The organism is Ruminococcus sp. XPD3002 (assembly GCA_900119535.1).
GTDB lineage: Bacteria > Bacillota > Clostridia > Oscillospirales > Ruminococcaceae > Ruminococcus > Ruminococcus flavefaciens_H.
Genome location: FPJT01000019.1, coordinates 13,620 through 31,729, shown reverse-complemented (window position 1 = coordinate 31,729; position 18,110 = coordinate 13,620). Strand labels below are relative to the sequence as shown.

The 18,110-nt window shown below is 45.5% G+C and carries 13 protein-coding genes; 6 read left to right on the top strand and 7 right to left on the bottom strand.

Going from position 1 to position 18,110, the window contains the following annotated elements:
* Positions 1-125 precede the first annotated feature (125 nt).
* Positions 126-2,765: a glycoside hydrolase family 48 protein gene (locus BT127_RS14025; protein ID WP_075425600.1), complete on the bottom strand. Its 2,640-nt coding sequence runs from the start codon at positions 2,763-2,765 to the stop codon at positions 126-128.
* A gap of 598 nt (positions 2,766-3,363) precedes the next feature.
* On the opposite strand from BT127_RS14025, the gene BT127_RS14020 reads away from it, so the two are divergent.
* From BT127_RS14020 to BT127_RS14000, 5 genes are all read left to right on the top strand, one after another.
* The gene (locus BT127_RS14020) at positions 3,364-4,395 is read left to right on the top strand and encodes an ABC transporter ATP-binding protein (protein ID WP_075425599.1); all 1,032 of its coding nucleotides are present in this window, start codon (positions 3,364-3,366) and stop codon (positions 4,393-4,395) included.
* A complete protein-coding gene (locus tag BT127_RS14015; RefSeq protein ID WP_075425598.1) occupies positions 4,395-5,126 on the top strand; it encodes an ABC transporter permease subunit in 732 nt (243 codons plus the stop codon). Before BT127_RS14020 ends, BT127_RS14015 begins: the two co-directional genes overlap by 1 nt.
* A gap of 6 nt (positions 5,127-5,132) precedes the next feature.
* The gene (locus tag BT127_RS14010) at positions 5,133-6,656 is read left to right on the top strand and encodes a Gldg family protein (RefSeq protein WP_075425597.1); all 1,524 of its coding nucleotides are present in this window, start codon (positions 5,133-5,135) and stop codon (positions 6,654-6,656) included.
* On the top strand, positions 6,656-8,050 hold the full coding sequence (locus tag BT127_RS14005; protein WP_075425596.1) for a DUF4340 domain-containing protein: 1,395 nt from the start codon (positions 6,656-6,658) through the stop codon (positions 8,048-8,050). Before BT127_RS14010 ends, BT127_RS14005 begins: the two co-directional genes overlap by 1 nt.
* 181 nt (positions 8,051-8,231) lie before the next feature.
* Positions 8,232-10,157 (top strand): ABC-F family ATP-binding cassette domain-containing protein, encoded by a 1,926-nt coding sequence (locus BT127_RS14000; protein ID WP_075425595.1) that lies wholly within the window; start codon positions 8,232-8,234, stop codon positions 10,155-10,157.
* A gap of 56 nt (positions 10,158-10,213) precedes the next feature.
* On the opposite strand, the gene BT127_RS13995 is transcribed toward BT127_RS14000, so the two are convergent.
* The 3 genes from BT127_RS13995 to BT127_RS13985 are packed head-to-tail and all read right to left on the bottom strand — an operon-like array spanning position 10,214 to position 12,434.
* Complete coding sequence (locus tag BT127_RS13995; protein ID WP_075425594.1) at positions 10,214-10,531, bottom strand: hypothetical protein; 318 nt, start codon at positions 10,529-10,531, stop codon at positions 10,214-10,216.
* Positions 10,528-10,815: a hypothetical protein gene (locus BT127_RS13990; protein WP_075425593.1), complete on the bottom strand. Its 288-nt coding sequence runs from the start codon at positions 10,813-10,815 to the stop codon at positions 10,528-10,530. The genes BT127_RS13995 and BT127_RS13990 overlap by 4 nt, the downstream gene beginning before the upstream one ends.
* Positions 10,816-10,838: 23 nt before the next feature.
* Positions 10,839-12,434, bottom strand: coding sequence for an MBL fold metallo-hydrolase RNA specificity domain-containing protein (locus BT127_RS13985; protein ID WP_075425592.1), 1,596 nt, complete (start codon positions 12,432-12,434; stop codon positions 10,839-10,841).
* A 362-nt stretch (positions 12,435-12,796) separates the two neighbouring features.
* On the opposite strand from BT127_RS13985, the gene BT127_RS13980 reads away from it, so the two are divergent.
* On the top strand, positions 12,797-14,107 hold the full coding sequence (locus tag BT127_RS13980) for a S1C family serine protease (protein WP_175541976.1): 1,311 nt from the start codon (positions 12,797-12,799) through the stop codon (positions 14,105-14,107).
* A gap of 222 nt (positions 14,108-14,329) precedes the next feature.
* On the opposite strand, the gene BT127_RS13975 is transcribed toward BT127_RS13980, so the two are convergent.
* Genes BT127_RS13975 through BT127_RS13965 form a run of 3 tightly spaced genes read right to left on the bottom strand, consistent with a single transcriptional unit; the run spans position 14,330 to position 17,908 of the window.
* The gene (locus tag BT127_RS13975; RefSeq protein ID WP_075425591.1) at positions 14,330-15,472 is read right to left on the bottom strand and encodes a YcjF family protein; all 1,143 of its coding nucleotides are present in this window, start codon (positions 15,470-15,472) and stop codon (positions 14,330-14,332) included.
* A 4-nt stretch (positions 15,473-15,476) separates the two neighbouring features.
* Positions 15,477-15,665 carry a hypothetical protein gene (locus tag BT127_RS13970; protein ID WP_075425590.1) on the bottom strand — a complete coding sequence of 63 codons (189 nt, stop codon included), beginning with the start codon at positions 15,663-15,665 and terminating at the stop codon, positions 15,477-15,479.
* Positions 15,665-17,908: a substrate-binding domain-containing protein gene (locus BT127_RS13965; protein WP_075425589.1), complete on the bottom strand. Its 2,244-nt coding sequence runs from the start codon at positions 17,906-17,908 to the stop codon at positions 15,665-15,667. The genes BT127_RS13970 and BT127_RS13965 overlap by 1 nt, the downstream gene beginning before the upstream one ends.
* Positions 17,909-18,110 lie beyond the last annotated feature (202 nt).

Genomic DNA, 18,110 nt, shown 5'->3' with positions numbered 1-18,110 from the left:
CTACCTGTTGAAAAATGCAAGTCTTTTCCGCAAAAAACAACCCATAGTAATATTCGTTTCAGATATAACAAAAAGGACCGCCGAAGCGGTCCTTTGAAATCGTTTGTGCAAATCTAAGTATTTAATTACTTAGTGAGATCTGAAGCCTTAACAGGAAGCTGACCCTGTGTAAGGAGCTTAGCATCGATCATCTGGAGTGCAAGAGCATCCTGACCTGTAAGTCCGCCGCCGTTGTCAACAACGTCACCGTTAGCAATACCCTGAGGTGTGATTGGGTACTTATTAGCGTTAGCAACGTTCTGGAGGATGAGGAGAGCATCAGCAAGATCTACTACGCCGTTGCATGTAGCATCGCCCCAGAGGTTAGCTGTAACTGCAGGAGATGTAGGAGTTGCAGGTGGATCTGTAGGCTTAGGAGCATCTGTAGGAGTTACAGGCGGATCTGTAGGCTTAGGAGCATCTGTAGGAGTTACAGGCGGATCTGTAGGTGTAGTTGTAGATGAGCCATTCTTGAATTCTTCAAGAGTATAAGGCTTAACATCTGGATAGAGAAGTGCGAAGTTACCCATTGTCATGAGTGCATCGCCTTCATGCCAGAATCTGTGGAGGTGATACTTGTATCCCTCTGTAGATGTCTTACCTGAATCCTCGTATGCCTTCTCAAGTTCCTGATACATAGGATCCTGAGCATAGATCTCACGGATAGTATTGAATTTAGCGCCGTTCTCGAGCTTAGAACCATCAGGCATTGTGCCGTGGTACTTAGAAGGAATATAAACTTCCTGCTCGAATACTCTCTTAAGGCTTCCGTTGCAATCCTCGAATGAGATACCGTACTCATCGCGGCCGAGCTCCCACTGCATGCCCATCAGCTTGTTAGCAAGACGGAGTCCCTTAGCAGCGAGATCTGTATTATCGTCTGTCATAGCTGCTGATGCAGGAACATCCTTAGCCTTAGCATAGTAAATAAGTGTATTACAGAGTGAAGATACACAACCGAGGTCGCCCTGGCCGTAACCTGTGATCTTACATGTAAGTCCCTTGTTTGCATCGGGATCATACTTTTCATTCCAGTCAGCAGGCTTACCGCTCCAGTCGAGGTTTGAAGGAATAGCATACTCAACTGTGTTGCCCTTGTCGTCTGTGTAATTGAACTGAGTATTCTCAATGAACCACTCAACCCATCTGTCGAGGAGAGCCTCGAGAGCTTCCTTAAGTGAGAGACCGCCGAATGTCTCGCCACCAGTAGCATCGCCGTCCCTGCATACATAGTAGTAGAGCTCAGCAAGACGCTGTGTAGCCCATACCTGGTTACCGATCCAGTGGTTTGATCCCGGGTCAGCATATACAGGGTGCTCAACGTATACCATGTCGTGGAACATAGCATCGCTTGAATCATACTTAGAGTAGTTACCGTTCTTAGAGTTTGTAGCACCACCAGCGAAAGGACCGTTTGCAGACTGGAGCCAGAGATAGAACTCGATCTGTCTCTTGAATGACATCTTATAGTCATCAACAGCGCTCTTAGCCTTCATTTCCCCGCTCATTACCTTATCATATGCAAGTGCATAAGCTGCAAGAGGATTCTGGTAGAACTGATGTGCATGTGAGCATCCGATCTGCCATGCCCACTCATACTTGCCCCAGCTTGCTTCGAGCTGTCCGCCCCATGATGTATACCAAGCCATGAGGTAGTGCTGGCTCTTCTCCTTATCCTTTTCAGAAGAAGCAGTCATGCTCTGGCATCCGAGAGCCTTATAATACTTATCGAACATGTCGTTACGGCACTGGTCACCCATCTTAGCTGCAAGACCTGTAAGATCGCCGCAGTTAAGGCCGTTCATGCTTGCGAAATAGATTGCCTGGATAGCACGGTCCTCAGCGTCAGGAGCGTTTGTGAACGCATACTGCTTCGGAACCTTATCAATACCATTGAAGATAGCCTTGATACCGTTACCGTCATCCTTACCCTCAGGAGTTTCCATACCATACTTCAGCTCTTCAAGACAAGGCTGAGGAACAGTCTCGAAACAAGACTCCTGCTCACCACGCTGGAATGTATTGATGAATGTGAACTGTCCGCTGTTTCCGCCGGGTGTGCCGCCGCCGAAACCATACCAGTCATCAACGTCAGCGAGCCAGTGCATGAGGTAGTAACCGTTATCAGAACCGTAAGCGCTTGCGAAGTCTGCTGCGATCGGGTTGTAAGCGTCGCCGCCCTTCTGCTGCTTATCAGGATAATCCTCAGGCTGTGGCTGCTCTGAGAGAGCATCAGCCTTTATCTTACCAGCTGCAGCGATATCCCAGAATGTATTATACTGAGTATCTGCGCCGTAAGCATTCGGTGACCAGCCGGGGATGATAGCCTCAAGAGTCTTCCAGCCCTTCTGGAGATCACCTGTGCTGCCGCTGATGATGCCCTTGTCAGCAAGTACATCATGCATAGCTGTAACCCAAGCGATGTAGGACATAGCCTCTGAAGTTGTCTCGTGACCGTAGTCAGGAGCCTCGATTACGAGTGTCTCTCTTGCGTGGTACGGAATACCGAATGAACCGGAACCGTTGTTGTTCTTACTGAGGTAACCGTTCTTTTCACCGTTTGTGATAACGTCATCATAAAGTGATGAGAACATCTCAGCGTAAGTTGACTCTGTAGCGTAAGATGACTTTTCGCCAGCTGAAGCGAAAGCAGGAACTACAGATGTTGCTGACATAGCAGCAGCGAGGATAGCGGCTGATAAAGCCTTATTCTTCTTGCTTATCATTGTTTTTAACCCCTCTCATAAAATTTTGGTTTAAAAATGGATAATGTAAGACCCCCCGCAGGAATCCTGTGGGGATGCATACGAAAATACTTCGTACACTGCATACCGGACGTGCCTCACGAACGGTGCGCAATCCTCAAACTATTTTCATAACTAATTATATTCCACATTTCTTCTCCTGTCAACAGTTTGATTTACTTTCATTTTTTTGAAATGATTTTTTTGTTGCAATGCACAGCTAATCAATCCTTTTTTTGTATATTTTGTCCACCCGTCAAAAGCGGGCAATTTTTGATTTATGAACGACTTATGAACAATTTCGCGATGTAAACATTTAGTCAAACGATTCATTTCATCAACAACAGTCTTTCACATATTTTACACATGAATTTGGTAACATTTTTCTATAGATTGAACAATCGTGCTCTCTTTGAATTAACATTTCGTTCATAACATATTAATCTCACGTCAATATTTATCTGCGATAATACTACAGTATAATGTATTATTATGCCCTTTTTTATCAAGGACGTACACAAGGGATCTTAGCACGTCCCCGTATGTTCTATACTATTTATAATATAGAAAGGAGAAGCTCATGATTACTATTGAAAATCTTACAAAGTTCTATGGCAGCAACAGAGCTGTGAACAATATCAGTTTTACAATAAACGATAATGAGATTCTTGGTTTTCTCGGCCCGAACGGTGCGGGAAAATCCACTACCATGAACATGATCGCAGGTTACCTGCCCATGTCATCGGGTTCGGTAACTATCTGCGGTACCGATATCACAAAGGACCCCGTAAAGGCTAAGCAGAACATCGGATATCTTCCCGAAATACCGCCTGTTTATCCAGATATGCGCGTGAAGGAGTACCTTTCGTTCTGTGCAGGCCTCAAGCGCATCCCCTCGGATAAACGCAAAAAGGAGATCGACCGTGTTTCCGATCTTCTGAAGATCACCGACGTAAGGGACAAGCTCATCAAGAACCTGTCAAAGGGCTATAAACAGCGTGTGGGCTTTGCTCAGGCTCTCCTCGGCAACCCGAAGTTCCTTATCCTCGATGAGCCTACAGTCGGTCTCGATCCGAATCAGGTTATGGAGGTGAGAAGCATCATCAAGGACCTGAAACGCGATCATTCCGTTATTTTCAGTTCCCACATTCTCTCCGAGGTACAGGCTGTCTGCGACAGGGTAGTTATCATCAACAAGGGTGATATCAAGGCAATGGATACTATCGAGAACCTTGAAAAATCCTATACAGGCAATATCATACAGCATATCAAGATCAAGGGTGCAAAGGGCCCTGCTGCTTCTATCATAGAGATGACCGAGGGCGTCAAGGAGATCACTGCTATCGACGCCGAGGGCAACGATTTCTATGCCTTCACCATTGCTGTGGACGGTGATCCCGATGCAGTCAGAAACAGCATAATGTCAGAGCTTCTGAAAAACAACATCCAGATCGTTGAGATATTTACCGAAAAGCCCGACCTCGAAGCTGTATTCTCACAGCTCATCAACGCCAAAAAGAAGGACTCCGACCTCGCAGACCTTCTTGATGAGCTCGGACCTGCTCCCGACGAGGACGAAGATAACGATAATGACAAGGAGGCTGATGAATAATGTTCTCAATTTATAAAAAGGAACTGCAGTCCTTCTTCTTCACACCCTTCGCTTACATTCTGACAGCGCTGTTCATGTTCCTGTTCACACTTCAGTTCAACAGTGCTATCGGTGATATGAATACGGATACATTCAAGTTCACATTCCCCGAGATATTCTACAATATGACCTTCTACTTCATTTTCCTCATACCTATCATGACTATGAGGTCCTATGCGGATGAGCGTAAATTCGGCACAGAGGTCCTTCTTATGACCTCGCCCGTAAGCGTACTGAAGATCGTTCTCGGAAAATACCTTGCAAACGTCACCGTTTTCCTGTTTATGCTTGCCTGCTCGCTTGTCTTCCCGATAATCACAGCCGCAAACGGACAGGTAGTAATGAGTCAGCTGGTTTGCGCTTACATCGGCTTCTTCTTCTGGGGCTGCATGTTCATCGCACTGGGTATGCTCATCTCATCATTCACCGAAAACTCCATTATCGCTGCTATAATCGGTGAGTTGGTCATGTTCATCTTCATATTCATCGACCGTTTCTCACAGACCGCTTTCATCTCGCAGCATCCGACTCTTCAGAACGTGCTCAACTCATTTGCCGCACGTCCGCGATTCGGCTATTTCTCACAGGGCTTTATCCGTATCTCAGACCTTGTGTTCTTCATTTCCGCAATCATCGTGTGTCTCGCATGGAACTACATCTCCATCGAAAAAAGACGCTGGAACAGGGGGTAAGCTCACATGGAAAAGAAGAAAAAATTCAACCTTTCAGGACCTATTGCCCTGCTTTTAGCTCTTCTCGTACTTGCTATATTCATACCGCTCAACCTTATATTTTCATACTCCGATAAGGTCATCGATATGACTCCTTCAGGCAAATACACTCTCAATCCAAAGACCATCGAAGTTCTCGACCAGGTCTCGGATAAGAAGATAGATATCTACTTCCTTGCACAGCTCAACGAGCTTAAGGAGACTCCTCGTTTCCTTCCGCTCTACCACACTCTCACAAAGCTTGAAGAGCGTGATAACATCACTCTCACCTGCTTTGATCCTAACGAAAATCCAGACCTCGTTTCAAAGCTCAATCCGCCCGATGAACTCAATCCTACAGGACGCTATTCAGTCGGAAGCGGCGATATCTTCGTAAGATGCGAAGAGACAGACACTACAAAATGGATAAACTTCAAGAAGTGCTTCCAGACCGACTCGGCAGGCATCCTTGAATACGCAGGTGAAGAGCTTATCGCAGGCGCACTCTATGTCTGCACAACAGGTAATCTTCCTACTGTATACTTCCTTTCGGGCTACAGCGACAAGACCGTTGAAAAGGACTATGCAGGCTATGCAAGCGCTATTAGAAACGATAACTACAACGTCGGCACTCTCGACCTTTCAGCAGAAAAGAAGATACCAGAGGATACAGCTATCATCTATCTTGCTGCTCCTCAGAAGGACATCTCGGACGCCGACAAGGAAATCCTCAGCGACTATCTTGATAACGGCGGTTCAATGTCGATGTTCCTGCCTCCATGTGAAACAGAGGGCAGATTCAAGAATATCGAGTACCTCCTTGCAAAGTTCGAGCTCGGTATGGATTACAACATCCTTAGCGAGACTCAGAGCGACTACATCCTCTATGACCGTGACGGAGAAAAGAACGACAAATACTTCCGTGTTTCATTCCCTCTCCCTGACGAGGACAGCACAGAGGACCTCACAACTGATATCAACACCCTTGTATCTACCGATATGACAAGCTACATGCCGGGTATATCCCATGCACGAAGCATATCTTACATGGCTTCGGGAAGCGCACTTATCGAAAAGGGTTCTATAATCGAAAACCTTCCTATCGATATGAATAACATGGATAAGTTCACTATCAAGAGCGAACCTATGGGCGGAGATAGTGATACAAAGGAAGCTGCAAAGAAGCTCACCGCTTCCCCTCTCTGTATGGGATTCTATTCCTACAACAAGCAGACAGGCGGAAAGATCATCGTTATCGGTTCTGACGATATTATCGATGACAACAACTTCTCAATGCATACCGCAGGTTCAAGAATACTTGCACTTTTCTCGAATACATGGCTCTTTGACAGTGATGTCGATATGGGTATAGGCAACAAGGAAAACTCTTACGATACTATGAAGTTCGACAGTGCAGAACAGGCTACATCAACTATAAGGATATTCATGATCATACCTGTGGTTCTTGCTGTTGCAGGAGTTGCAGTATGGCTTAAAAGGAGATATGCATAATGAACAAGCGGATAATCGCTCTTGTAGGTCTCGTGATCGCGGCAGGCGGCTCATTCGGAGCTTTCCTTGCAGTCAAGAATAAAAACGACAAAAAAGTTGAAGAACAGAATGAGGCTATCGCAGATAACATGCTTTTCAATATCAATTACAGCGATATCAGCGATATAACCATTGAATGTGCTGACGGCACCTACAAGGCTAAGCTTGATAAAGAAGCAAATGAATGGCTGCTTGAAGAAGCCTCCGACGGAGATAACTTCAAGCTCAATCAGGAAACAATGAAAAGTATCTGCACCTATATCTCATCACTCAGCGCAGATACCAGCTACGGCGAGGCTACAGAGGAAAACAAGGCTTCATACGGACTTGCTGATCCATATAAGCTCACCGTTTCAGACGGCTCAAAGGACTATACCATTTATATCGGTTCCGCAAGTCCGACGAACGACTACTTCTATGCTATGGCAGAAGGAAAAAACAAGATCTATGCTATCCCCTACAGGGCAGGTGATTACCTCCTTACAGACAAAAACGAGATCATAGCCAACGACCTCATCCCTTACAAGGATTTCGAGATCAAGGAGATCGCAGTCAAAAAGAACGGAGAACTCACTTACTCGATAACCTATGATCCGCAGACAGGTCTATGGTCACTTCCTGATAAGTACAGCATGCTTACGGTAAAACAGTCCGAAGCTACAAGCACAATGTCGATCATCACTCGTGCTGATGCCGATCAGATGCTTGAAAAAGGTCTCACCGACCTTTCAAAATACGGCTTTGATGATCCCGATGCTGAAGTTACCATAAAGGGACTCGACGGTACAGAGTGCAATTTCCTCGTAAGCCGAAAAGGCTTCAATTCCGAAAAATACGCTTACGTACTCTACACCGATACCAATCAGGTGCTTATGATAACGAGAAGCTCTGTTGCTTTCATCGATGATACTATCACAGATTACGTGCTTAACAAGACTCAGGGAGCTGACCTCTACACCATTACAGATTTCAGCTTCACCTGCGGCGACACAAAGGACAGCTTTGAGGTCGACATGCAGGAAAAGAAATGCAGTCACGACGGCGAAGAGATAGACCTTTCAAACGCTGAGCTTTCAGGCAGCTTCGAGGCATTATTCAACAGCGTGAACTATATCATGTCCGACGAGATAGATATAGACGCTAAGCCCGATAAGGCTGATGCAGTATTCAGTGCCGAATTCACTGATGACGACGGCAGCAAGAGTTCCGTTATGCTCGTGCCAACCAAAACTGAAAACAGAGGTTATGTATTCAAGGACGGCAAATATATCGGTGTTATAGCTGATTATGACCTTGACGACATCATCAGTAAATACAAGAACTTCTGCAACCTTGCAGGTATCGAAGCAAAGTAATCGTCTAACAGAACAAAAAACAATTGCGGGGAAGCAGTTTTCCATGAAAACTCTTCCCCTTTTTTCTGATAACAGACTGAATTTCAAAGTTCCCGCAAAAAAGCATTGAATTGAATTGAAAAATATGGTATCATATAAATGCTGCTCCATGAGCGGTATAATTCTCGTAAAGGAAGATATTATGCTTGCAAGTCTGATAAACATAAATAAATTCTACAACGGCAATCAAGTGTTGAAAAACATCTCGCTTACCATTGACGAAAGCGATAAAATTGGTCTTGTCGGAAACAACGGCTGCGGAAAATCCACCCTCCTTAAGATACTTACGGGTTCGGTGGAGCCCGACCGCTTTACCGAAAAGGACGGCATCATCTCTCTTGCTGCCAAGACTACTATCGGTTATCTCAAACAGATGGGCGGTCTCGACTCGGAAAACACGGTCATGGAGGAAATGAACAAGGTATTCGCTCCTATCCACAACGCCATTGACCGCCTTCGTGAGATAGAGCTGGAAATAGAAATGGGCGATAATTCCTCCGCAGACGAATACCAGCAGCTCTCATCCTGGATAGAAGCCAACGACGGCTATAACACCGATGTTAAAATACGTACTATCCTCAACGGTATGGGCTTCTCGGAAGCCGAACTGGATCGAAAGGTATCAGGTTTCAGCGGCGGAGAAAAGACTCGTCTCTGCATCTCACGTCTGCTCCTTGAAGAGCCTAATCTGCTGATACTCGATGAGCCTACCAACCACCTTGATTTCAAGACCATAATGTGGCTCGAGGACTATCTGCGAACCTACCGCGGCGCTGTTCTCATCGTATCCCATGACCGGTATTTCCTGGACCGTCTATGTACATCCATTTGCGAGATAGAGAGAGGTACGCTGAAACGCTACAGAGGAAACTACTCCGCATTTGTCCGTCAGCGTGAGGAGAACGATGCCCGTCAGGAGAAGGAATATGAGCTCCAGCAGAAAGAGATAGCCAAAATGGAGGACTATGTCGCACGTAATCTGGTACGTGCTTCAACTACAAAAATGGCTCAGAGCCGCCGCAAGCAGCTCGAAAAGACCGAGCTCATCGAAAAGCCGGTGCATGACACAAAACATGCAAAAATTCACTTCACCTACGCTATGGAACCGCCTCTGGACGTACTTAAGGTCAAGGACGTCGATATTTCCGTCGGAGAGGGCGCAGCAAGAAAAACTCTTGTTGATACAATCAGTTTCGAGGTCAGAAGAGGTGAGAAAATAGGCATAATCGGCGACAACGGCATAGGCAAATCCACCCTTCTGAAAATAATACAGGAACAGCTCCCACACAAGGGCAAGGTCCACTGGAACAGCAATATAAAGATATCCTATTTTGAACAGGAAAGCACTAACCTCAACCGTGAACTCACCGTTATGGAAGAGCTTCACAGCCGCTACCCTTCACTTTCCGACCTTGAAGTAAGAAGTCTTCTTGCTCAGGTAAGATTAGTGGGCGAGAACGTATTCAAGGAAACAGGTGTTATCTCGGGAGGCGAACGTGCAAAGCTCTGCTTCGCAATAATGATGCAGGAGCACGGAAACGTCCTCATCCTCGATGAGCCTACTAACCACCTGGACCTCAGCTCCAAGGAGGCTATCGAGGATGCTCTTAAGGAGTATACAGGTACCGTTATATTCGTATCCCATGACAGATATCTACTCAGCAAGATAGCAGACCGCCTTATCGAACTGACTGACGGTTCGTACCGTGAGCACAACTACGGATTTGAAAAGTATCTCGATGTGCTCAGAGCGGAACAGGCTGAGCAGAAACGAATTGCAGATGCCGAGAAATTCGCAAAGGCTGCGGAAGCCGCAAAGGAAAAACAGGCTCGTGTATACCGCAATAAGCAGCAGCGCAGTGCCGATGCCGCACGTAAGAACGAAATGCGGCGTCTTGAAAAGGAGATAGACGAATTTCAGGCGCAGATAGATGCTCTTACCGAGGAGATCTCAAAGGAAGAGGTCTATACCGACTATGAACTCATGAACAGCAAATGTGCCGAGATAGATGCGCTTAAACAGAAGATAGACGAAAACTTTGAAAAGCTCATAGAACTGGATGAATAATAAAATTACGTCACAAAAAAGTCCGGAAACAGTAATACAACTGCTTCCGGACTTTTTTATTTGATAGTCAACAAAAATATCAATGGTAGAATACTGCTGAAAAAAACGACCAACAGAAGCTGCTGCAGCATTCTTCCTGTTCTGTTCTTTTTATTCTCAACAGCATTATCGATGATCAGCGAACGTGAATTATAACATATCAGTGCAATACCTGCTGCAATGAAGGGCGAAGAAATAAGCAGTGATCTGCCGAACACCTTCCAAGAAAAGGAAGCCGGCATTTCATTCCCCCATGAAGCAGCTAATGATGCTGCAAAAACAGCTGCAATGATCATCACGTTGCCAAGAGAGATAAGGATGCATCTCTTTATCACGAGTTTCTTTTCCTTTCAATTATTTTCCTGATACCGATAATAGCTCCCTTCATCAGGAAGATACAAATAACAGAATAAATAACTGTAAATCCCATGCTCAGTATGCTCATATCGAACTTTTCTTCTATCCCTGTGACACGTAACAGAATATTACCCATGATACAGCCTATAAAGGCAGACAGGAAATCTATCCACAAATAGCTTTTCGGCTTTTTTATCTCTTCCTTGAACGTCTCTTTTATCAGCTTTTTATTGTAGTATTTTCTTTCATCGTTGCTATTCATTTCGCATTCCCCTATAAATCGTATCAGAGTTCCCAGTCATCGCAGATCTGATTCAGTTTCTTTGTCAGCTGTCGCATATCCTCGTTTGTACGTCCCTCGGACTCCTTGATAAGTGCAGAAAGGCGCTCAACTGCGGCAGTAAGATCGCTGTAGTATACGTTCATATTTGCATTGCTGCGCTTTTTCGGTATGAGTACAGGCTCTGCATCGACAGTTATCTCGCCGCTTATAAGGTCGAACTCAGCACCGCTGTAAGGCGCATATGAATCCACACCAAGCTCCTCACGCAGCTTAAGTGCAAAGCTGTCCGCAGATGCTGCTTCACCGTGGTTCACGAAGAACTTCTTAACGCCCTTGACTGCCTTTGCCCAGTTCATAAGACCGTTCATATCAGCGTGACCGCTTACGCCCGGAAGCTGCTTTATCTCAGCTCCTACGCTGACAGTTTCGCCGAACAGTTTTACACGTTTTGCGCCGTCAACAAGGGATCTTCCGAGTGTGTTCGATGCCTGATATCCTACGAAAAGTATGGTGTTTTCAGGCTTCCATAAGTTATGCTTGAGGTGGTGCTTGATACGTCCTGCCTCGCACATTCCGCTTGCGGAGATGATGACCTTTGCAGAGGTATCGTTATTTATAGCACGGGAATCATCGCTTCCTACAGTGCGGATAAGTCCCTCAAAAGAGATAGGGTTTATGCCCTGACGCACAAAGGAAAGTGCCTCCTCATCATAGCAGCTCTCACGGTTATTCATGAATATATCCGTAGCCTCGTTTGCAAGGGGACTGTCCACATAGACCTTGAAGCCGTCGTGTCCCTTGACAAGTCCGTCTTCCTTTATCTGACGGATGAAATAGAGCATCTCCTGAGTTCTTCCTACTGCAAATGAAGGGATTATCACACTTCCGCCGCGGTCGAATGTATTCTGAAGCACCTTTGTAAGCGCAGTAACATAGTCTGTGGGACGGTTGTGTACTCTGTTGCCGTAAGTGGACTCTATTACCACATAATCCGCAGAATCAACGTACTGCGGATCACGTATCAGCGGCTGGTCGGTATTGCCGATATCGCCCGAGAATACTATCCTGCGTGTCTCGCCGTCTTCTGTGAGGGTGAGTATTATGCTGGACGAACCGAGAAGATGTCCCGCATCACGGAATGAAACGTTAATGCCCTCGCTTATGGTGAATTCCTTCTCGTATTCATGAGGAACGAAGAGCTCGATAGCTCCGAGAGCGTCATCCATAGTATAAAGAGGTTCATAGTCCGCTTCACCGCGGCGCTTTGCCTTACGGCTGCGCCATTCTGCTTCAAATTCCTGTATGTGTGCGCTGTCACGGAGCATAACACTGCAGAGGTTAGCCGTGGCAACGGTTGAGTGTATCTCGCCCTTGAATCCGCCTGCAAACAGATATGGCAGCATACCCGAATGGTCTATATGTGCATGGGTAAGAATAACAAAATCGATATTTCCGGGAGCTGTAGGGACCTTGACGTTCTCGAAGATATCCTCTCCCTGCTGCATTCCGAAATCCACAAGGAACTTCTTTCCGCAGGCTTCGATATATGTACAGCTGCCTGTAACTTCATGAGCAGCTCCTATAAAAGTCATTTTCATACTTAATGCCTCCGATCTTTATCACGCTTTTCACAAAGCATGTTACTTATACTATATATTATAACATACTTGTCCTGTTTTGTCTATGATTTTATATACATTTTACAAAGGAACAGTATCGCTCCACCAATAAAGTGGAAAGTTCTCGACTTTTCAACTTTTGTGTTATCTGTGTGACGAAAAAGCATAACATACCTTTCACATTTCATCACAGTTCTGTCAACGGTGTGAAAAATCTTACACATGATATTTTACAAAACGATACAATTGCCGCAAATACCTTTCACATAAGCCGAATATAATATAATCACAGGTTGAGGAAAAGACCTCACAAAGAATAAATGAAAAGGAACGTGAATATCATGAAAGAATATAATTACGATATCGAAGAGATAAAAGAGGAAAATAACGGTTACACAGGTTTCAGTGCAGACGGAAATGTGGTCCCTCCCAAAAAGCAGAAAAAGCACACAGGACTTAAGATAACAGCATCCCTCATGGCTATGGCTCTTGTTTCAGCAGGTTCCATAGGCATCTATAGCCGCATTTCTCCAAGAACAGCTGCTGTACAGACTGCGGCAGTAGAGACCGGGGACGAAACATCAGAAAGCAATATCAACGTTGATAACGTAAGCCTCATCAAGACAGAGAAGTCCGACTCAGGCGAAGCTCTCACCACAGAGGAGATAGTTGACAAGGTACTTCCTTCAGTAGTCGGCGTTGAATCCAAATTCACAGTAACTTCACAGAACACAGGCGGATTCTTCTTCGGATTCGGCGGAGACAGAGAACCTGTTACCTCAGAAGCTACAGGAACAGGTACAGGCGTAGTCATCACAGACAGCGGCTATATCGTCACAAATGCACACGTTATCTACGACAGCGAGTACGGCGGACAGCTTGCAGACAGCGTATCTGTTCTCCTTGACGACAAAACATACGATGCAGAGGTAGTAGGCTACGAGGTAGACTTTGACCTTGCTGTTCTGAAAATAGACGCAAAGGGACTTACAGCCGCTGAGTTCGGCGACAGCGATTCACTCCGTCTCGGCGAGACTGTAACAGCTATCGGCAACCCTCTCGGATTCGACCTTATGAACACTGTTACAGGCGGTATGATATCAGGTCTCAACAGAAACATCTCTATCAACGATACTGATATGACACTCATCCAGACCGATGCTGCTATCAACTCAGGCAACTCGGGCGGACCTCTCATAAATAAATACGGTCAGGTAATAGGTATCAACTCATCCAAGATGTCTTCAACATACTACGGCGAGGCTTCTATTGAAGGAATCGGATTCGCTATCCCTTCAAATGTAGTTTCGAGAATAGTTGACCAGCTTATGAAGTACGGTTATGTTACTGACAAGCCGCAGCTCGGTATAAGCTGTCAGGATGTTACAGAAACCATCGCAAACATGTATAATCTTCCTGTAGGCGTTTATGTAACAGCAGTTACAGAGAACGGCGCAGCTGAGGCAGCAGGACTTCAGGCAGGCGATATCATTACAGGTATCGATGACAAGGATATCACCACATCCGAAGAACTCAACGCAGAAAAGAACAAGCACACTGCAGGCGATAAGGTAGAGCTCAGATACGTAAGAAACGGCGAAGAGCATACAGCCAAGGTAACACTTGACAAAGTAGATGCACCCGAAGAATGATCGCACTCATGTCTTCCTCATTATATATTGCTCCCCAACTAAACCTTGCCGTCAAATTCTCGTCATAAAGGAAATTTCTCCGCGTCAGAAAAACTTGAAATACGCCAGTATTTCTGCATTTTCCTTCCTTGATAAATTCCCTTTCTGATTTCGACTTTTTGGCAAAGTTTAATTGAGGGAGCAATAACAGAAAGACCGTCCTGAAAATGGACGGTCTTTCTGTTATTTTTTCTTCTTCAGTTCATCCTTGAAAAGCTGTGTGAGCTGTGCCTGTCCGTCGGAGGTCAGAAGCGTATCCTTCCCTATCTCTCCCTTATACATCATCTCCATGAGCTTGATGTAAGCTTCGCCAAGTGCGGTCGTTATAAGTCCCGCAGTTGCTCCCGATATTGCACCGCCTACAGCAGTGCCGACTCCGGGGATAAGCTTCATTATATTTGATACTACAGTCCTTCCGAGTACCGTTGCTCCGCCTGTTCCTACTGTTGACGAGACAAATCCCGTGATTATGCTCTTATTCACTTCAAGTCCGAATATAGCCGTTATAGAAGCTATCATTGCTATCTGTGTGGGCACAAGCATAGCCGCATCCGCAAACGGTACGGGAGTGAATCCCTCACCGAATGCCGCAGTTACCGCCGCTGCCACGGCAGCCTGAGCGTATTTTTTTTTGGACTCCAGAGACGCTTTCTGCACGTTCTGAAGAGTATCACGCAGTTCATTAGGAAGCTTATTGCTCATAAGCTCGATAAGTATATCAAGGCCGTAGGACTTGTATACGATAGTCTCCTCATCGTCCTCTTCGATAAGCTCCTGTGCAAGAACGGGAACTACTCCGATAACGTCAAGATTTTCAGCCTCTATAGCCTTCTTCATGGCTTTCGTTTTGCTTTTGAGAAAGCCCTGCGTAAGGACGATTATTACAGGTACCTGTGTTACATTATTTTCCTCTGCGAACTCTCTCAGCCATTCTATCTCTTTGGGTTCGATGCGGTTTGAGTTGGCATTTATGCAGTACCATACACAGTGTATAGCCTTATCGATATCCTTTGAAGCTATGCCCTTGCGTATCTCACCGATAAGCTCGTCCCTGACAGTTTTCTGTCTGTCCTCACCAAGCTCGAAACCCGGAGTATCATATATTGAAAGAGGGAATCCCTCCTTTGATATCTTCCTCATAGTGGAGGTAACAGGCTTTCCTATACCCGTCTCGACGAGATTCTCGCGGAAAACGCTGTTTATCAGTGTACTCTTTCCTGCACCCGTCTTTCCTACTACAGCGATATTAAGGTGCTTAAGGTTTCTTACTCTCTCGTTTATGGCACGGATAGCCTCCTCAGCCATATGGTTTATATTGAACTCCATAGCACTACCCCTTCTTTCTTGTACGTATGACCACAGGTTCGCGGTTTTCCATTTTCTTTATCCTGCGCTTGCTTCCTGCGTTATATACTGCCGAACCTCCGCGCTTCACAACAAATGGCATGAATACAGCGGAAAGTGCGGATAATATGATGCTTATCAGAACGTATACCGCTCCGTTTTTATTCTTTTTCATTATGATCCTCCGTTCTGACGCTGTTTTTCGGGAACAGCAGTGCTTCGGTAGTCCGAAGGCGAAATGCCTTCTATGGTCTTGAACTGACGTGCAAAATAGTTATAGGATGAATAACCGCATTCCCTTGCTATCTCGGTAACGGTCATATCGGTGTTCAGAAGCAGCTCCTTCGCCCTGTCTATACGGAACTGTATCATCTCCTCGATGATGCTTTTTCCGAAATAGGTCTTGTATATCTTTTGCAGGTAGCTCTTGCTGAGGAACAGCTCGTCCGCAATATCGGATATCTTCCACTGCTTTTCGGGAGCGCTCCTCAGCTCGTTCCTGAGCCTGCAAAGCTTCTCGAACTGCGGATTTCCCGTATTATCGGAAATATTGTATGTATAGAGCCTGTTTACGGCAGCTTTGTACATCGAATCGGAAAGGTCATAGCTGCGTCTGAGGGACATGGTACAGCTTCCGAGAGTGAAATCCACGCTGCAATTCCGCTTCTCGTCGTATTCCGACTCTTTTATATACGTGCAAAGACTTCGGTAAAGGCTTTCGGAACGTCCTGCGGTAAAGGACACTATCCCTATGGTATTATTGGACCAGATACCGTATATTTCTCCGTTCTTCACGCAGTTCTCTACTGCGGCAGTGAAATTTTTAAGTAGCTGGTCGCATTTTTTCTCGCCGCTCTGATAGTACATCTTGCCTATTCCCGTAAGGTTGATGCGGATGCACTCTGCCTCGGCGGAATGTATGCCCTGTCCGAGCCGTTCTTCAAGAGTGCGCTCTATACCTCTGCGGTTGAGTGTACCCGTAACGCTGTCATAGAGCATATCATGGTTGACATCGGAAATAGTCCTGTTCATTACTGCCCTTATGCGGACCTGTTCAAGGGCGATGCTCACGTAATTTATCCACTGCATGTAAAGCGGAGCATAAGCGATCGGATCTTTTCCGAATGACACCGCAGCATACCCGAAGAAATTGTCATTATAGTGGAGCGGAGTTATGTAGTAAGCAACGGGATATTTCCTGTCCTCACCGTATATGTGAAGTATATCATTGCTGCTGATATACTCATCGGGGAAATAGCTTCTCAGCACAAGGGATTTTGAAAGTATCGGACGCACTTCATCCCCTGTAGTGAAAGTCAGCTTCTCATTTATGTCTCCCGATGCGGACTCTATATACTTTCTTGTAAGATAGAGATCGAAATGAGACATCTTATATATGAAATAGGTGTAATTGTCAAGGCGGTCGGCGAACTCCTCGGGAGTAGACACTCTTGATATGTCAAACAGCATATCACTGTAAAGCATCGTGCGCTCAAAGCGTTCACCTATTTTAAGACGGCGCCTTACGGAGCTTTTAAGTCCCGTATGATTACCGCATCCGCAGCTTTCTCCGAGCCGCAGCATACCCTTCTCATTCGGTATCTTGTTGCATATCCTGCCTGTGATGATACGGTAAAGGCGTCGGAAGGACTCCGCACCGAGCTGATAGTTCGGACGGCGGTAAGTCGTTACGGAAGGATGATTCGTATAGCTTTCAAGAGAAGCATCGTAGCCCGTAACAGCCACATCCTCGGGTACTCTTATCCCATTGATAGCCAGAGATTTTATAAGCTGTATCGCACTTGCATCGTTTCCGCACACAACAGCCTGCGGCATTTCAAGTTCTCCCGAAGCTATGCTCTCTGCCAGTGACTGGGCGCAAGCTGTCCAGAAATCTCCGTATCTGCACCATTCACGGGCAACCTCTATGCCGTGCTTCTTCATCGAATTTTTATAGCCCTTCAGCCTTTCCTCAGATACGAAAAGGTTCCTGGGGCCTGTAAGGCAGTATATCCTCCTTAAACCGTGTTCTTCTATAAGGTGGTCGGTGATAGCCTCGAAAGCTTCGGAATCGTCGATGGACGTTGTCTCGAAACTGCGGTGTTCCTCGAAATCCAGCAGCATTACAGGCTTGCCGGAGCGCTTAAGCTGATCGTCTATATATTTCCTTATGCCGTCACCAAAGAACGAATTTCTGTCATAAAGAAAGCCGTCAAACTTTTCAGAGAGTATAAGATCGAAAATTTTCTTATCGGCGGACCTGTGAACAGAGTCCGAGAAAAAATTGTACAGCGGAGATATTATCGCTATATCACATTTGCTTCTGAAAGCCTGTGAAATAATACCTCCCAGTATCTCCTCCTGGAAATCGATATGACATTCTGTTACTATAACTCCGATAAGCAGCCTTTTCTTCACGTTATCACCTCTTGGTACATTTTTCTTTATATACTATTCTATCATATTCTTAACCGAAACGCAAGACTATATTGAACATATACTTCCCTAAATGAAAAAAATCTTCTCTTTTAGATACCATTATAGATTGAAAATATATATCCGAAGAGCTATAATATAGTTGTGATCACGATATATATCGTGTGCCGTGATCGGTCAAGCC

Coding starts and splice junctions, on each gene's coding strand:
- BT127_RS14025 (WP_075425600.1), bottom strand. CDS start 2,765: ATGATAAGCAAGAAGAATAAGGCTTTATCAGCCGCTATCCTCGCTGCT.
- BT127_RS14020 (WP_075425599.1), top strand. CDS start 3,364: ATGATTACTATTGAAAATCTTACAAAGTTCTATGGCAGCAACAGAGCT.
- BT127_RS14015 (WP_075425598.1), top strand. CDS start 4,395: ATGTTCTCAATTTATAAAAAGGAACTGCAGTCCTTCTTCTTCACACCC.
- BT127_RS14010 (WP_075425597.1), top strand. CDS start 5,133: ATGGAAAAGAAGAAAAAATTCAACCTTTCAGGACCTATTGCCCTGCTT.
- BT127_RS14005 (WP_075425596.1), top strand. CDS start 6,656: ATGAACAAGCGGATAATCGCTCTTGTAGGTCTCGTGATCGCGGCAGGC.
- BT127_RS14000 (WP_075425595.1), top strand. CDS start 8,232: ATGCTTGCAAGTCTGATAAACATAAATAAATTCTACAACGGCAATCAA.
- BT127_RS13990 (WP_075425593.1), bottom strand. CDS start 10,815: ATGAATAGCAACGATGAAAGAAAATACTACAATAAAAAGCTGATAAAA.
- BT127_RS13985 (WP_075425592.1), bottom strand. CDS start 12,434: ATGAAAATGACTTTTATAGGAGCTGCTCATGAAGTTACAGGCAGCTGT.
- BT127_RS13980 (WP_175541976.1), top strand. CDS start 12,797: ATGAAAGAATATAATTACGATATCGAAGAGATAAAAGAGGAAAATAAC.
- BT127_RS13975 (WP_075425591.1), bottom strand. CDS start 15,472: ATGGAGTTCAATATAAACCATATGGCTGAGGAGGCTATCCGTGCCATA.
- BT127_RS13970 (WP_075425590.1), bottom strand. CDS start 15,665: ATGAAAAAGAATAAAAACGGAGCGGTATACGTTCTGATAAGCATCATA.